Consider the following 15,436-nt stretch of genomic DNA (forward strand, 5'->3'; position numbering starts at 1 on the left):
GCTCATGCAGCTGCTAAACTTGAACTTAGTATTGTAGCAATACAAGTGACAATGCATTTAAAAAATTTGATACAGTCTTTTACATCACCAGTAGAAGGAGCATAGTAACTGCGACCTCTATGAATTACCTCATTTCTCTTTTGAATAAAATCATCCAATTTTAACTTAGATAGCCTTTCTACATTTTCGACGCTACTGCCAGGAAAATAATTCTGCATTTCGGCTTCTCTGGAAATTCTTTTCCACAAATCTTTAACTCCAATCCTTTTAGAAAAAATTTCATCTATTAGATTAGATTTGAAATTTCTTTCGTTATCTGAAAACACTTCTGGAACTAAATTAAAACTTTTATTTTTCTTAATACTTATCAAGCTGTTGATAATAATATCTATAGATATATGCTTAAACTTATCTTGTGTTATATTACTCATAATAGAAGCGCACCCATGTGGATAAAAATTTCTTATAACTTCAGGCATATGAGTGAAGAGACCACACTTAGCAGATAGAAGATCCACATATTTCTCTATCATTTCCCTAATACAAAGTTCAAACTCAGCACATACTGACAGGAAGCTACCTTCGTATGCCACTATTGAGAATAAACTAGAGGTAGAGACAAGAGGATACAGTTTCCCAATTGGTATACCAATATCATGCTTGGTTCTGAATCTATTTATATTTATTTTACCGAGCTGAAGTAGTTCTTCATTTATTTGTATAAATTTATCAACTTCGTCAAGCTTTGCAGAAAAATTATTTGAAATTGAAATCATGATCTATTTTATGATTTCCTTGAAAAGATTGGATATCATATCAATTCTTTCAGTAATTGTCTTTTTAGTATTACCCCGACCAACTAATATTTCATAAGTAGCGGGATTCAATAATAGACTTTTTGTTGCCTCGACAATATCAATCCTTTTTGAAATAAGATCCTTTGCAACTTTTTTATTCGTATGAACCGCTAGCAATACTGCATCGGACAGTGGAACCGATCTTCTACCGTTTAAATCACCTGTTTTACCGAGAAGTTTAAACAAGCCATCTCCGTAAATATCTTTTGCAATTTGCAATGATGTCAGATAATCTATTTTCATTATCTGACATTTCTCTTCACTAGTATTTTTATTATTATACATACAGCTATCCAGAGTTCTTTTCACCCCCCCTTTAAATTGCTCTATATCGATTAAGGCAAAATAACGAAGAACTATTTCGCAATCAGCCATAGTAGAGTATAATTTATCAGCAGCCAACTTTCTTGATATTTTCTGCGGTTCATCTGGCTCTTTCATTGGTATAGACCATGCAGAAGTAAATAAATCATCTCTTGATATTTTTATAATCATATTATTAAAATCACTAGCATATATACAGTTTCTAACTTCTTGTTGATTCAGCTTTTCACCGCCGGTATTAAGCCTTTCAAATACGTACTGTCTGATGTCCATTGCCTCTTCAGTATTCTTACCACTTTCAGTAAGAATAATTGTTGCAGATATACCCCTACGCTCTAAGCCTCTCTGAATCCTATTAGGAAGATCTCTAAAATACCTTCCATTCAATTCAGGCCATTTTTTCAAATCCTTGAGCTTGAATTCATTTCCTATAAACCCTCTTATAGCATCTATCCGCTGCTGCCCGTCCATCACCTCGTATTGAGCTAAGTCACTTTCATATAGAAATATTGGCGGAATCGGAATATTAACTAGTAAAGATTCGATTAGATGTGACTTTTTTATATCATTCCATCTCTTCCTTCTCTGATAATCAGGGGAAAGATTTAAAACATCTTTATTATTAATCATCTGTATTAGATTCGGAACTAGAAAATCGTTTCTCTGAACTATTATTCTAGCCTGACCTTGATCATACTTATTAATAATATCAGCTTCAGTTATAACACTAGCAATGGCCAGATCCTCTCCTAGCTCATTTACGATATTGTCTTGTTCTTCTTTCGACATTTGTTTTTTTATTTTAATTGAGTGAGCGAAAACAAATATATAAATATTCTTTAGGCAAACAAGGTATAGATATCTTTCTAGATGATAAAGACTTTATACGATACGAGTGGTCGTCCGTAGCTAGTTCCCAAGTGACGTTAGTTTGTAGCTCATATTCAGCCTCAATGATCTATCATATCCTATTCGCATTCTAGCGGCAAACCCTCCCTGCTACTGCAGTAGCAACACGGCCAAGGTAGCGGTGGGCAGTTGCCAGACAGGAAGGTTGATAAACCATCAAAACGCATTGTCAACCCTACAGCAGATCATATCAAACCTGCCGCGCCCCGCATCCAGCCTCATGCGCGGTCGATCAAACCTATAGCGCGGCCATGCGAACATACAACGTGGGCAAACGAACCCATAAAGCGGGGGAGTGAACCTATAACGCGGCCGAATCAAGCTGCTACGTAGCGTTTCGATGCCGCCACGCGAGCCGGCGCCGCTACCGCGGGCATCAGAACTGAAACTAGGCAACGCCCGAAGCCAACGATGTGGCCAGCCACCCTGGCCGGGCTAGCCCAGTCCGCCTGCTGCTCGGGAGCCGGTGAGGGTGGCGCGGCAAGTTGGGGCTACACCGTTTGGGGTTTGTGCCAACTAGCCTTCTGCCTACAAAAAAAGGCCGCCCGAATCGGGCGGCCTTTCTTATGCTGGATTCCGACGCTTATTTGGCGGGCATCAGCACGGTATCGATGGAATGCACCACGCCATTGGTGGTTTTGATATCCGCTTTCGTGACGGTGGCCTTGCCGCCTTTGGCATCCGTGAGGGTCACGGTGCCGTCTTTCACGCCCACGGTCAGCGACTCGCCCTGCACCGTCTTCACTACCTGGCCGTCTTTGAGGTCGGCGGCCATTACGTTGCCGGCTACCACGTGGTAAGCCAGCAGGTTGGCCAGTTTCTTTTTGTTGGCGGGCTCCAGCAGCGTGTTCACGGTACCGGCGGGCAGCTTGTCGAAGGCCGCGTTATCGGGGGCGAATACCGTGTAGGGGCCGGCACCCTTGGCCTGGTCGGCGAGGCCAGCGGCACCCAGCGCCTTAAGCAGCGTGCTGTGGTTGGGCGAAAGCGCCGCGCTGGCGGCCAGGTCTTTGCCGGTCGAAGCCGTGGCGGCCGGAGAAGCCATGGCTTGGGCCGAAGCCGTTTCGGTTGCGCCTACATACAGTAGCCCAGCCAGTAGGAGAGCGAACAATGGTTGCTTTTTCATAGGGGTTTGGAAGGAATTAGAGTTGGTGAAACACCAGATGCGCGAGCACCCAGTCGTCTTCAACAGCCAACACCCCGGATTGTCGCCGATTGCCAAAATCTTGTAAATGAACCAGTAAGCCTGTCCCGGTCGACTCGCTAAACAATCAACACGGCCGCTCGAAGTGAGAAGCGAGAAGTGAGAAGTGAGAAGTGAGAAAAGGAACGTCATTCTGAGCGAAGCGGAGCGCAGTCGAAGAATCTCTACTGCTTCGTTGCAGGCAGCGAGGTTACCACTGCGGTAGAGATTCTTCGACTGCGCTCCGCTTCGCTCAGAATGACGTTTTTATGTACTCACTTCTCTGTACTCGCCTCTCACCTACTCCGCGCCCAAGCCGCGCTTTTCCAGAATCAGGTGGTTGCGGTAGTCGTAGAGGGTTTCTTCGAGGCCCACGGGGTAGGTGTGGGGGTTGAGGAAGCGGCGGATACTGGGGTCGAGGGCCAGCACTTCGCGGTGGGCGCGGGCGCGGCTTTCGGCCAGCGTGGGCAGCGGCTGTACCAGCCGGCCCCGCCGGAACACGGGTTCCAGCAGCTCGCGATAGGGCGTTTCGGGCCGCACCACGCGGCGGCGGGAGGCGTCGAGCGGGTCGATGATGGTGTGCGGACCTTCCGCCAGGGGCTCGGCCGTGTTGTAGAGCATATCGGCGCGGGGCTGGCCCTTGTCGGTTTCGTAGCGGCGCACCTGCAGAATGCCGGGGATGCTGGTTTTGGCCAGCTGCTCACTCAGCTTGATGGTGAAGTCCCAGCCCGAGTCGTCGGATTTGCGCAGGGCCGCCAGCTTGTACACGCCCCCCAGCGCCGGTTGGTCGTAGGCCGTTACCAGCTGCGTGCCGATGCCCCAGGTGTCAATCTTCGACCCCTGCGACTTGAGGCTGACAATCAGATTTTCTTCCAGGTCGTTGCTGGCCACGATGCGCACGTTGGGGAAGCCGGCCTCGTTGAGCAGCTCCCGGGCCTCGCGGCTCAGGTAGGCCAAATCGCCCGAGTCGAGGCGGATGCCGCCCAGCTCGTGGCCTTCGGCCCGCATGGCGCGGGCTACTTTGATGGCCTTGCGCACGCCCTCCAGCGTGTCGTAGGTGTCCACCAGAAACACCGAATCGTCGGGGAAGGCCTTGGCGTAGGCGGTAAAGGCCGTTTCCTCGTCCTCGAACGCCATCACCCAACTGTGGGCGTGCGTGCCTTTCACCGGAATGCCGAACCGCTGGCCCGCCAGCACGTTGCTGGTGGCATCGACCCCGCCCAGGTAGGCAGCGCGGCTGGCCGACAGGCCGCCATCGGTGCCCTGAGCGCGGCGCAACCCGAACTCCAGCACCGTATCGGAGCCGGCAGCCTCACGGATGCGGGCGGCTTTGGTGGCCACCAGGGTCTGGAAGTTGACGAGCGTGAGCAGGGCCGTTTCGATGAGCTGGGCCTGCAGCAGCGGCCCCTGCACCCGAATCAGCGGCTCGTTGGCGAAGGCCACGGTGCCCTCGGGCATGGCGTCCACGTCGCAGCTGAACTCCATGGTGCGCAGGTACTCCAGGAACTCCTGCGGGAACATAGCCGTGCCTTTCGCGCCCTGCAGGCTGGCCAGGTAGGTCAGGTCATCGTCGGAGAACTTCAGGGTTTCCAGGAAGTCGGCCACGTAGGCCAAGCCCGCGGCCACGGCGTAGCCGCCCTTGAACGGCGGGCGGCGAAAGTAGAGGTGGAATACCGCTTCGCGGTCCTGCAGGCCCTGCTGCCAGTACCCGTAGGCCATCGTGAGCTGGTACAAGTCGGTGAGCAGGCTGAGCGAGGGCGTGTAGAGGCCCGAAAGGGGAGCAGGGTTCATGGGCAGTAAAGGCGTTGGTAGCTCAAGCTTACGCAGATAATTCAAGTAGGGTCCGCTCGCCGGGCTTTTATGCTATACTTGCATCCCTGCCCTAGCTGCTACCCGATGATTCGCATTCTACTCGCCGACGACCACACCATTCTGCGCGACGGTATCCGGGCCCTGCTGGAGCAGGAGGCCGACCTGCAGGTGGTGGGCGAGGCCGCCAACGGCCAGGCCCTGCTGGAGCTGCTGGACCACACCCCCGCCGACCTGGTGCTGCTCGACATTAATATGCCCGTGCTCGACGGTTTTGGGGTGATGCCGCAGCTACGGGCGCAGTTTCCGGAGGTGCGGGTGCTGGTGCTGTCCATGCTCGACCACGAAAACTACGTGCACCGCATGCTCGAAGCCGGCGCGCTGGGCTACGTGCTCAAAAACGCCGACAGCACCGAAATCATCCACGCCATCCGGACGGTGGCGGCCAACCAGCACTTCCTGTGCACCGAAATCGGGCTGAACCTGCTGCGCCGCCTGGTGGAGCGCACGCCCGCTCCCGCCCTGCCCGACCCCTACCGGCTGGCCCCCGCCCTGGCCCGGCCGCCGGCCGCCGCCACGGGCCACAGCGAGCTGTCGGGCCGCGAGCTGGAAGTGCTGCAACTGATTGCCGAGGGTCTCACCAACCAGGAAATTGCCGACACGCTCTTCACCAGCAAGCGCACCATCGAAACCCACCGCCAGAACATCATCGAGAAAACCCAGGTCAAAAACACCGCCGCCCTCATCCGCTACGCCATGAGCACGGGGTTGATTGGGTGAGGGAACTGCTGCTAAGCAGAACAGTGTAGGGGCGGGGCTTGTCCCCGCCCGCCGTTCGCGCCGCAACAACGGTAATCGTTCAATGGTAACCGTTCAACGGCGGGCGGGGGCAAGCCCCGCCCCTACGTCGTGCAACGAAGCAGTAGAGAGGCTTCTACTGCGCCTGCGCTCAGCATGACCTGTTCCTTCGCTTCATCCAAACTCACTGCCCGACTCAGCCACCAATTTCCAGACAGCCCTCCGGCAAATAAAAAACCGTGCTTGCAGACTGCAAACACGGTTTCTAGTAGCCGCGACGGGAATCGAACAACTAAACACAATAACCTATAAGACTGATTGTTACACCCGTTTAATTAGCTAATGGGGGTAGAATTGGGGGCGTTTTCGTCCAGGTGCCGGCGTACCTCGGCCCTATCGAAGCCCAACGCCTCAATCACTTCCCATAGCCGTTCCACCGTCACGTCAGGCGTAGAGGGCAGATAGGTGGAGATGTAACCCCGCACCCGCCATAGTTCCGTAATGTCGGCGCAGTCCAGCGGATAGGGCCGCCGGTGCGGATTGTCCGAGTGCAGAATCACTTCCCCGTTACGGTCCTCGATGCGGACCCTGATACGCTTGAGCATTACGCTCTCGTCCGTCACCACCACATACATGTCATCGGGCACCAGCAGCCGCCAGTTATCAACCAGGGAGCACACCACAATGTCACGGTGGTTGAGCGTGGGCTCCATGCTGTCGCCGGCCACCTCAAAGGCCCGAAACTTACCCCGCTCAAAACCCGGTAGCCGATAACGCGGCAGGTCCTGAACAAATACCGCTTCGTTGTGCTGAGTGGCATAGCCAGCCTGGGCGGCCACTGGTACCATCTCCACGTTGTCCTCCCCATCCTTGTCGACGGTGACGACCAGCACCCCACCGTTATTCACCACCGACCGGCTCAGCGCGGTAGGGGCCTTCGGTGCCGGCGCTGCAGGAGTGGCCGCGCCACCTGCCGACCGGAGCATGGGCCCGCGGCCCAGCACCAGCCAGTCCGACGATACCTCGGGCCACTTATCCAGAATATCGGTCAGCGTGCCGAACGAGGGAGCCGAACCGCCCATGATGCCATATAGCTTACTGGTAGCGGTATACCCCAGCTCCTTAGCCATACTGTTGGTGTTCAGGTTGTAATGGGACATCATTTCCTGAATCCTGTAAACCACCGCCGGCATTTTTTCTACCTCTGAATCAGCGTCTTTCATAGATTATTTCATGCTACAGTAAATTTTACTGTATTCTTTGTGTAAGTTCACTGTAAATGATGGACTGTTGTCCATACAATATACACAAAACATACAAATATCATGAAAGAAAGCGAGAAAGAATCTACACCAATGCGTAAAGTATTGGAGCGCATGGGTGGCAAGTCGTCTTTGGTGCAGGACACCAGGGCGCGTTTGAGGGAGCAGGGGGTAGTAGTCAGTATATCCCTGATATACAAGACGATTAACGGCGAGGTGCAGCGCAACGACGTGGCCGAAGCCTTCCTGCAGGTAGCCGAAGAAACCGCCGCCAGCCGCCGCCAGCTCGAGGAAAGGGCCCGCCAGCTTATTGCCGAGGACTGATGCAGGCCGCCATCGTCCTCAGCGCGGATGAGTACCAGCACCTCACCGCCCGCCTCGAACGGCTCGAACAGGCCGAAGCTGCCCGCCAGGCGCCCCCGCCCCCACCCGACGAGGTGATGACCACTGCCCAGGCCGCCGAGTATCTGGGCTTGTCCATCTACTCGCTGCTCCGGGCTCGCCGCGCCGGCCGCCTGCCGGGCGTCCGCATCAACGAACGAGATTGGGGATTTCGGCGCTCCACGCTCGACAAGTACCCCCGCCGCTACCATCGTCCCACTCTTCAACCCGCTTAACCTATGACTACCCAAATAGCCCCCATCGTCGGCCCCCAGGCCCGGAAGTCCCTGCTGACCATCCAGAAGGCCAGCCTCAAAAAGCAGCTGCTCTCCGCCGAGTTCAGCGAACAGCTCGACTTGCAGCGCAACGCCCGCGAGTTTACCCTGCAGGGCAAAGATTTAGTACACCCTGACCTCGAAGCCTGCTTTGCCGGTTTGGTGCCCCACTTCTGCCTACTGACCGAGCAGCTCAAAGAGGCCGACGACTACAGCACTGGCGGCGGCTACTGGCCCAGCGAGGACAACGAAGGCACCCAACCACACTTCAACAGCTACGGCGTTACCGGCATTGTGCTCGGGGCCAAGAACGGCGTGACGCTGGTGGGCTTTCGCCAGCTCGAAAACGGCAAGGTGCTGAACATGACCGCGCAGTACGTCAGCTTCGCAGAGCAGTCCGACGAGTTCGAGCAGTCCGACGCCTGGCACTACCCTCACACCGCAGCCCTGGAGCAACTGATAGGCGAAACTCTGAACGAGATTGAAGCAGCCCTGCGCGGCAAGTGCTCCGATGTGGGCCGCCAGCTGGGCATGTTCGACGAGCAGCCCCGCGAGATAGAGCTGGGCGAGGCTACCGAGCCCGAGGCCGCCCCTACCAAGCCCCGTCGCCGCCCAGCCAAAGCCAATGCCACTCCCGCCCCCGAGGCCCCCAAGCCCGCTGGCCGGCCCCGCAAGAAGAAAGAGCCGGTAGTGGCCGAGGCAACGGAGCCAGCGGCATAACCCCGCGGCCCGCATGAACTACGTCAGCCACACCCGCGCCGCCCATCAGCAGCTTGCCAGTCAGGCTGACGCCCGCCCCCAGCACGTCAGCCTGTACTGGGCCCTGTTCTTTCAGTGGAACGCCAGCCACTTCGCCCAGGCGCTGGCCCTCGACCACGCCAGCACCATGCAGGCCGCCCGCATCGGCAATACCAGAACCTACCGTGCCACCCTCTACGACCTCGACGCCTGGGGCCTGATTAGCTACCAGCCCAGCAAGTCCCGCCACCAGCCGAGCACCTGTCAGCTGGCCAATCTATCGGGGGCAGAAGTGCCCCCGGTAAAAGCCGCTACCGAGGGCAGAAGTGCCCCCGATGAAACCGGCTTACCGGAGGCAGAAGTGCCCCAGGCACTTAGGGCAGAAGTGCCCCCGATAGCCGGTTTATCGGGGGCACTTCTGCCCCAAGACTCCTTATTAGGTAAAACTTCTTTTAAAACACCACTACAAAACGTCGGCAGCGGCACGAAAAAAAATAGAGGGGAAGGGTTTGCGGACGACGGGCTTTCAGGTGCGGAAGTGCTCGACGACAACCGAAGGACAACGCCAGCTACCGCCCCGCCCAACGAGGCAGTACCGGCCCCGGGCGCAGCCCCAAAAAAGACGCCGCGAGTAGAGCGGGGCGCGCCAAAGAAAATGCGCATCAAGCATTCGGAAGGGGTGCCGGAGCCGGCCACGGCTGACGCCCCCAGGCGCAAGGCAAGCAGCCGACAGCGCAAGCCCGAAGTACCCTTTGCTGATTCTGAGCTGGCCACCTACGAACAGTTCGCCGCCGCCTTCGCCGGCACCGACTACGAGCTGGCCGACCTCCGCTTCTACCACGAAAAAGTCAGGAACTGGCGTCAGCAGGGCGAGGAGCCCCGCCGCCGCGACTGGAAAGCCACCGCCACCCAATTCTTCCTCAACGATGCGCAGGATAACCGCCTCAAACTTGCCCCAGGTGTCCAACACCACCACGGCAGCCCCGGCGCGGCCCCCGGCCAGCCCGGAGGCCCAGCTGCTGAGTACCGTTCAAGCCGCTGGGATTAGGGAGCTGGCCCGTAGCACCACGCCCGCCATCCGCGAGATGATGGCCGACATGAGCCTGGGCCTCACCCGCGAAGTAGCCGTGTCGGCCCCCAAAATATTCCAGCTCAAACGGACTGTCGGGGAGCGCGACGTGGTCAAGCTGCTGGTAGCCGTTCTCCGCGCCTTCGTCGATAGCGTCCGGGCCCAGACCAAGCCCGACGCCGCCGACCTGATGGAAGCCGCCGAGCACTTCGCCCAGACCTACACCCACGACAGCATCAAGGACATCATGCTGGCCCTGAAGGAAGCCCGCACCGGCGGCACCCTCAAAACCTACTACAGCACGCTCGACGTGGCCGCCATCTACGAAATCATCAGCACCTACTTCGACAAAAAGGCCCGCTACCTCGAAAGTGCCCACCAGGACCGCAAGGCCCGGGGCGCAGGTACCGAGTATGAGCAGGTAAAGCTGCTGGGAAGTGCCGCCCCGAAGATGCTCGATAACGTGGCCCAGCAGATACCCCAGGGCCACCCCAACGCCGGCAGCATCCGCCAGAAGCTCAGCCTCATCAAAGCCCGGCTGAAGCGGGGCCTGCTCGACCCCGGGCAGGCCGAGCAGGAGCGCACCGACGCCCGCAACGCCACCCACCGCAAGCCCCGCCCCGACTGGCAACCCAACCCCGAGGCTCAGAAGGAAATCGACAAACGGCACCGGACGGAGGACCGCCGCCTGGCCGAAAAGTACCGCACCCGAAGCTGACAGGCCATGAACACCATCCGCTACTACCGGGCCAGCTGCGGGAGCATCTACCGGGTAACCACCACCGAGGCCACCGGCCGCAACCCGGCCAACTATAGGCAGGCCCGCAAGGGGCCGAAGTGCAGCGTGTTCAGTCCCGAGTACCCCACCAGCGCCGAGGAAGTGGCCAAGTTGGTAGCCTTCCAATCATTCATCGAAATCCCGGCCCCATGAAGCCCACGCCCCAACTTCCCCTCGACTACGACCACGGCAGCAAAGCCACCCAGCAACTCACCGCCGCCATCCTGGCCTACCTCGATACCCAGGGCTTCGAGGCCTGGGCCCAGCCCAACCGGGGCGAGTACGACCCCAATACCGGCCGCTGGCGCCCTCACCCCAACAGCCGGCGGGGGGGTAGCCGACATTCTGGGGTATCGGCGCGCTGACGGCAAGTTCCTGGCCTGCGAAGTCAAGTTCGGCAAGGACCGCCTACGCGACGAGCAGATTGTATTTCTCAACCAAGTGAAAGCGGCTGGCGCGCTGGCCTTCGTGGCCCACACGCTGGCCGGCTTCGTGGCCTCCTTCGAGCGCCGCGGTCTGCACCAGCCACCCACCCCTACCGCCCATAACGCGCCCGCACCACCAACGACTGAGGACCCCCAGGCCACCTACTCCCGAGCCGCGGCCCAATGAGTAGCATTCCAGGACCAGGTACCTGCTCAGGCAGAATAGGTAGCAGTGGGCTATACCATCACCCCTTACCGGGGCACCCGCAGAAGCAACTACCCAGTACGACCTAGAATTAGTGGCACCCGCTCCGAAATTTGCCGGCTTACTGCCTCCAGATTCTTCCATTACCTTCCTCCGGAGTAGCTTGCCACCCATTTCGTCCACCCTGCAGCTACTCGCGCCTTGATTCCTTCACTCCGCACCCCGGCCCAATCCCTCGACCTCGCCTACCGCCGTCAGAAGCCTACCCGCGAGCAGCTCGACCAGTTCGAGGCCGGCCGCGCGACGCTGCTGCGCGACCTGCACCACGCCGTGGCCGAGAATGAAACCGAGGAGTACGCCAAAAACCTGGTGGTGCGCTTTCTGGCCAACACCAACTTCGGTAGCTACGACGTCAACGTGCGCCATAAGCGCGACCTGGTAATCCGCACCGGCGCGCGCCCCCAGGACCCCGTTGGCGTCATCCTCGAATTCAAGCGCCCCCAGTCCGCCGCCGAGATGGTTACGCCCACCAACCTCAACCGGCGGGCCTTCCACGAGCTGCTCTATTACTACCTGCAGGACCGCGACAAGCGCGCCGATGCCGACAGCAAAAGCCTCAAGCGCCTGGTCATCACCAACGGTTTCGAGTGGTTTATCTTCGATGCCCTCGACTTCGACCGCCTCTTCTGGTCTAACACCGACCTCAAGCGCCAGTTCCGTGAGTTTGAGCGCAAAGCGGCCTCCTCCAAAAAAACCAGCTTCTTCTACAACGACATTGCCGCCCCCTTCCTCGAGGCCCTCGCCGTAGAGCTGCCCTTCACCCACTTCGACCTGGCCACCCCCACGGCCGAGCGCGACCTGCTGCTGCTGGCCAAGCTGCTTTCGCCGCCCCACCTGCTCAAAGAGCCCTTCGCCCAGGATGCCAACACCCTCAACCGGGCCTTCTACGAGGAGTTGCTCTACCTCATCGGCCTCGAAGAAGTCAAAGACAAGGGCCGCAAGCTCATCCAGCGCTGTGCCCCCGAGCGCCGCCAGCCCGGCTCCCTGCTCGAAAACACCCTGCTCATCCTCGACAGCGAAAACGAGCTCACCAACCTCAGCCCTGCCGAAGCCGCCCCCTACGGCACCACCACCGACGAGCGCCTCGTGGGTGTAGCCCTCGAACTCTGCCTTACCTGGGTCAACCGCCTGCTCTTTCTCAAGCTGCTCGAAGGCCAGCTGCGCCGCTACCACGCCGGCCACGATGCCCTGTTCCGCTTCCTCACCCCCGAGCTCATTCCCGAGTACGACACGCTCAACAAGCTCTTTTTCCGGGTGCTCAATACCCCCGCCGACGAGCGTCGCGAGCCCGTTAAAACCCAGTACGCCCACATTCCCTACCTCAACTCGTCGCTCTACGAGCCCTCGTTTCTCGAAAACAAAACCATCAAGGTCAGCTCGCTCGAAGACCACCTTGACCTGCCCCTGCACCGCAAATCGGTGCTGCGCACCGCCGGCCCGCCCCCCCAGGCCCTGGCCTACCTGCTGCGCTTCCTCGATGCCTACGACTTTGCCTCCGAGGGCGAGGAGCAGGTGCAGGAAGAGGGCAAAGCCCTGATTTCGGCCGCCGTGCTCGGCCTCATCTTCGAAAAGCTCAACGGCTACAAGGACGGCTCCTTCTACACCCCCGGCTTCATCACCATGTACATCTGCCGCCAAACCCTGCGGCGGGCCGTGGTACAGCACTTCAACAAAGCCTACGGCTTCGGCGCCGAATCCATCGAGCAACTCGCCGATGCCCTCGACGGCAAGCTGCGGCCCGAGTACAGCCAGTATTTCAACCAGCTCACCGTCTGCGACCCCGCCGTGGGTTCCGGCCACTTCCTGGTATCGGCCCTCAACGAGCTGCTGGCCGTCAAAAGCGAGTTGTCGCTGCTGCTCGACGACGAGGGCCGCCGCCTGCGCTACTCCCTGGTCGTGGCCCGCGACGAGCTGGTGGTGAAGGACGAAGACGAGCGCCTCGTGCAGTACCGCGCCACCCTCGCCCCCGACGGTACCCGCTCCGTGCCCCTCGAACACACCCGCCTGCAAAGCGCCCTGTTCCGCGAGAAGCGCTACCTCATGGAGCACGCCCTGTTCGGCGTCGACCTCAACCCCAACTCCGTGCGCATCTGCCGGCTGCGCCTCTGGATTGAGCTGCTAAAGCACGCTTACTACCGCCCCGATTCCCAGTTCCGGGAGCTCGAAACCCTGCCCAACCTCGACCTCAACATCAAGCCCGGCAACTCCCTGCTCAGCCGCTTCCCGCTCGATGCCGACCTGTCCGACGTGTTTAAGCAGGGCAAGTTCTCTCTCCAAGCCTACCGCGCCACCGTCCACACCTACTTCAACAGCCGCGGCCGCGAAGCCAAGGAGAACCTGCAGGGCTACCTCCAGCAAATCAAGCAGCAGTTCACGGCCGTGCTGCACAAGAAGGATAAAAAGCGTGAGGCCCTGCGCCTGGCCCGCAACCAGCGCATCGTGCTCGATACCCAGGTGTCGCTCATCCCCGAAACCAAAAAGGAAACCGAGGCGCGCAAGTTCGAGATGCGCCGCCTTGAGCTGCTGGCCCAGCAGCTCGACCAAGAGATTACCGCCTACGAGCAGGGCGCCCTCTTCCGCGACGCCTTCGAATGGCGCTTCGAGTTTCCCGAGGTGCTCGACGACCAGGGCGCGTTCCGAGGCTTCGATGTGGTAGTGGGCAACCCGCCCTATATCCGGCACGAGGAGCTGGCCCCCGTCTTCAAACAGCACCTTAAGGCCCACTACGCCACGGCCGCCGGCACCGCCGACCTATACGTGTACTTCTACGAGCTGGGCCTCAACCTGCTGGCCCCCGGCGGCGAGCTGAGCTTCATTACCAACAACAAGTGGCTGCGCGCCGGCTACGGCCAGGCCCTGCGCCGCTACCTGCTCGCCCCCGAGCTCCAGCTCCTGGAGTTGCTCGACTTCGGCGACCTGCCCGTATTCCCCGAAGCCACCACCTACCCCAATATCCTGAGCGTGCGCCGCGGCCTAGCAGGCCCCACCGTGCGCGTAGCCGAGCTTACCACTCTCGGGGCCGACCCCACCCGCTTTCCCGAAGTAGTTGAAGCCGCCGCCGCCAACATGCCGACCGGCCGCTTATCTGCAAAGGCTTGGAGCTTGGCCGCTGTCGAAAACCAGGAGCTGTTGGAGAAACTGCGTAATGCCGGTACGCCATTGGGGGAATATGTGGAGGGGAAGATTTATAATGGAGTGAAGACAGGCTTTAATGAGGCCTTTGTAATTGATACAGAAACTCGTTCAGCGTTATTAGCTACCGACCCAACTTCTGTTGAGTTCATTAAACCATTTTTGGTTGGTAAAGACATAAAGCGTTACATGAAGCCGAACTCAGTCACGCACCTTTTATACATCGACTGGAAATTTAATATAGAGAAATACCCTGCTATCAAAGCGCATTTGGTTGGCTTTCAAAAGCAGCTTTCAGCCCGCTCAGAGGTTAAAAAAGGAAATTATCCTTGGTACGCTTTGGAGAGAGCAAGGCCAGAAATTAAGGCAGAATTTGGGAAACCCAAAATATGTTGGCCTGGCATAAGCAGCGTTTTTGCTCCGTTTGCTTACGATTCATCAGGTCAGTTTGGCAACGACAACATTCAGATGATAATAGCCGATGATTTATACATACTTGGCGTGCTTAATGCCGCTACGTCTGCGTTTTATATTTCTGAGGTATGCGATGTAGTACAAGGGGGATTTGTGAGAATGAAAATGGCATATGTGGCTCAACTCCCCATCCCCGCCGCCACGCCCGAGCAGCAGGCGGAAATAGCCGCCCTGGTCGAGCAAGTCCTGGCCGCCAAAGCCGCCGATGCCACGGCCGACACGTCGGCCCCCGAGCAGCAGATAGACGAGCTGGTAGCCGCCCTCTACGGCCTCACCGCCGCCGAAAAGCTCCTGCTGGCTTCTTAAGCTACCCCGCCGCCGGCCCGCTTCTCCCATCGGCACCGGCGCCAAAACCAAAGCTAAGCGCGCCAAAAGCACATACTCTGCCTCCAAACCAGCACAGCCCCGAACCTAACCGGCCGGGGCTGTTCTGTTTCCAGCGGGCACCACGTCCCCTACAACGACTCGGCCGACGACCCGCCCATTAGCTCTTTACGGTCCTGGGCCTCCTGGGCCTGCTCCCCCGGCTTCACCGCCGTACTCGACACGGCCGCCCCGATACTACCAGCCAGCACCAGATAGCTCCCCAGCGTAACCAGGGCCGCGGGCAGCAGCGCCGGCGCCGCCACCAGAATAGCGCCCACGGCTCCGATGGCTACCGAAACCGACCGGATTTTGCGAAAGAACCGGGGCGTAGGCAACGTCAGCCGGTCGGTAATACTGAGTTTGTTCGACATGGTAGTAAGGGAAAGAAGGTGAG

At 58.1% G+C, this 15,436-nt stretch carries 16 protein-coding genes; 10 read left to right on the top strand and 6 right to left on the bottom strand.

Features of this window, described 5'->3' with window-relative positions; translation table 11 throughout:
* Positions 1-2: 2 nt before the first annotated feature.
* The 4 genes from HW554_RS03405 to HW554_RS03420 form a co-directional block, all read right to left on the bottom strand.
* A complete protein-coding gene (locus HW554_RS03405) occupies positions 3-776 on the bottom strand; it encodes a HEPN domain-containing protein (protein WP_176906944.1) in 774 nt (257 codons plus the stop codon).
* A 3-nt stretch (positions 777-779) separates the two neighbouring features.
* On the bottom strand, positions 780-1,970 hold the full coding sequence (locus tag HW554_RS03410) for a DUF262 domain-containing protein (RefSeq protein WP_176906945.1): 1,191 nt from the start codon (positions 1,968-1,970) through the stop codon (positions 780-782).
* A 703-nt stretch (positions 1,971-2,673) separates the two neighbouring features.
* On the bottom strand, positions 2,674-3,213 hold the full coding sequence (locus HW554_RS03415) for a fasciclin domain-containing protein (protein ID WP_176906946.1): 540 nt from the start codon (positions 3,211-3,213) through the stop codon (positions 2,674-2,676).
* Between the two features lie 357 nt (positions 3,214-3,570).
* Positions 3,571-5,061, bottom strand: a complete 1,491-nt coding sequence (locus HW554_RS03420; protein ID WP_176906947.1) for a nicotinate phosphoribosyltransferase — start codon at positions 5,059-5,061, stop codon at positions 3,571-3,573.
* A 105-nt stretch (positions 5,062-5,166) separates the two neighbouring features.
* On the opposite strand from HW554_RS03420, the gene HW554_RS03425 reads away from it, so the two are divergent.
* Positions 5,167-5,859: a response regulator gene (locus tag HW554_RS03425; protein WP_176906948.1), complete on the top strand. Its 693-nt coding sequence runs from the start codon at positions 5,167-5,169 to the stop codon at positions 5,857-5,859.
* Between the two features lie 353 nt (positions 5,860-6,212).
* Here HW554_RS03425 and HW554_RS03430 read toward each other — a convergent pair whose 3' ends face one another.
* A complete protein-coding gene (locus tag HW554_RS03430; protein ID WP_246285082.1) occupies positions 6,213-7,040 on the bottom strand; it encodes a S24 family peptidase in 828 nt (275 codons plus the stop codon).
* 192 nt (positions 7,041-7,232) lie between these two features.
* On the opposite strand from HW554_RS03430, the gene HW554_RS03435 reads away from it, so the two are divergent.
* The 9 genes from HW554_RS03435 to HW554_RS03470 all read left to right on the top strand — a co-directional run bounded on the left by HW554_RS03435 (position 7,233) and on the right by HW554_RS03470 (position 14,982).
* Positions 7,233-7,463, top strand: a complete 231-nt coding sequence (locus tag HW554_RS03435; RefSeq protein ID WP_176906950.1) for a hypothetical protein — start codon at positions 7,233-7,235, stop codon at positions 7,461-7,463.
* Positions 7,463-7,756, top strand: coding sequence for a helix-turn-helix domain-containing protein (locus tag HW554_RS03440; RefSeq protein WP_176906951.1), 294 nt, complete (start codon positions 7,463-7,465; stop codon positions 7,754-7,756). Before HW554_RS03435 ends, HW554_RS03440 begins: the two co-directional genes overlap by 1 nt.
* A 3-nt stretch (positions 7,757-7,759) precedes the next feature.
* Entirely contained in the window at positions 7,760-8,515 is a 756-nt protein-coding gene (locus tag HW554_RS03445) for a high mobility group family protein (RefSeq protein ID WP_176906952.1), read from the top strand.
* 13 nt (positions 8,516-8,528) lie between these two features.
* On the top strand, positions 8,529-9,581 hold the full coding sequence (locus HW554_RS03450; protein WP_176906953.1) for a hypothetical protein: 1,053 nt from the start codon (positions 8,529-8,531) through the stop codon (positions 9,579-9,581).
* Entirely contained in the window at positions 9,493-10,320 is an 828-nt protein-coding gene (locus tag HW554_RS03455) for a hypothetical protein (RefSeq protein ID WP_317170818.1), read from the top strand. The genes HW554_RS03450 and HW554_RS03455 overlap by 89 nt, the downstream gene beginning before the upstream one ends.
* 6 nt (positions 10,321-10,326) lie before the next feature.
* Positions 10,327-10,533: a hypothetical protein gene (locus HW554_RS03460; protein WP_176906954.1), complete on the top strand. Its 207-nt coding sequence runs from the start codon at positions 10,327-10,329 to the stop codon at positions 10,531-10,533.
* On the top strand, positions 10,530-10,745 hold the full coding sequence (locus tag HW554_RS20385; protein WP_218134577.1) for a hypothetical protein: 216 nt from the start codon (positions 10,530-10,532) through the stop codon (positions 10,743-10,745). The genes HW554_RS03460 and HW554_RS20385 overlap by 4 nt, the downstream gene beginning before the upstream one ends.
* 76 nt (positions 10,746-10,821) lie before the next feature.
* A complete protein-coding gene (locus HW554_RS20540) occupies positions 10,822-10,992 on the top strand; it encodes a hypothetical protein (protein WP_246285083.1) in 171 nt (56 codons plus the stop codon).
* Positions 10,993-11,211: 219 nt separating this feature from the next.
* Positions 11,212-14,982: a type IIG restriction enzyme/methyltransferase gene (locus HW554_RS03470; protein WP_176906955.1), complete on the top strand. Its 3,771-nt coding sequence runs from the start codon at positions 11,212-11,214 to the stop codon at positions 14,980-14,982.
* 149 nt (positions 14,983-15,131) lie between these two features.
* Here HW554_RS03470 and HW554_RS03475 read toward each other — a convergent pair whose 3' ends face one another.
* Positions 15,132-15,413, bottom strand: a complete 282-nt coding sequence (locus tag HW554_RS03475; RefSeq protein WP_176906956.1) for a hypothetical protein — start codon at positions 15,411-15,413, stop codon at positions 15,132-15,134.
* Positions 15,414-15,436: the final 23 nt, after the last annotated feature.

It is taken from the genome of Hymenobacter lapidiphilus (assembly GCF_013377885.1).
Classification (GTDB): Bacteria; Bacteroidota; Bacteroidia; order Cytophagales; family Hymenobacteraceae; genus Hymenobacter; species Hymenobacter lapidiphilus.

Bases quoted from the DNA above. Each gene is read 5' to 3' on its own strand.
- HW554_RS03405 (WP_176906944.1), bottom strand. From the start codon at position 776: ATGATTTCAATTTCAAATAATTTTTCTGCAAAGCTTGACGAAGTTGAT.
- HW554_RS03410 (WP_176906945.1), bottom strand. From the start codon at position 1,970: ATGTCGAAAGAAGAACAAGACAATATCGTAAATGAGCTAGGAGAGGAT.
- HW554_RS03415 (WP_176906946.1), bottom strand. From the start codon at position 3,213: ATGAAAAAGCAACCATTGTTCGCTCTCCTACTGGCTGGGCTACTGTAT.
- HW554_RS03420 (WP_176906947.1), bottom strand. From the start codon at position 5,061: ATGAACCCTGCTCCCCTTTCGGGCCTCTACACGCCCTCGCTCAGCCTG.
- HW554_RS03425 (WP_176906948.1), top strand. From the start codon at position 5,167: ATGATTCGCATTCTACTCGCCGACGACCACACCATTCTGCGCGACGGT.
- HW554_RS03430 (WP_246285082.1), bottom strand. From the start codon at position 7,040: ATGATGTCCCATTACAACCTGAACACCAACAGTATGGCTAAGGAGCTG.
- HW554_RS03435 (WP_176906950.1), top strand. From the start codon at position 7,233: ATGCGTAAAGTATTGGAGCGCATGGGTGGCAAGTCGTCTTTGGTGCAG.
- HW554_RS03440 (WP_176906951.1), top strand. From the start codon at position 7,463: ATGCAGGCCGCCATCGTCCTCAGCGCGGATGAGTACCAGCACCTCACC.
- HW554_RS03445 (WP_176906952.1), top strand. From the start codon at position 7,760: ATGACTACCCAAATAGCCCCCATCGTCGGCCCCCAGGCCCGGAAGTCC.
- HW554_RS03450 (WP_176906953.1), top strand. From the start codon at position 8,529: ATGAACTACGTCAGCCACACCCGCGCCGCCCATCAGCAGCTTGCCAGT.
- HW554_RS03460 (WP_176906954.1), top strand. From the start codon at position 10,327: ATGAACACCATCCGCTACTACCGGGCCAGCTGCGGGAGCATCTACCGG.
- HW554_RS20385 (WP_218134577.1), top strand. From the start codon at position 10,530: ATGAAGCCCACGCCCCAACTTCCCCTCGACTACGACCACGGCAGCAAA.
- HW554_RS03475 (WP_176906956.1), bottom strand. From the start codon at position 15,413: ATGTCGAACAAACTCAGTATTACCGACCGGCTGACGTTGCCTACGCCC.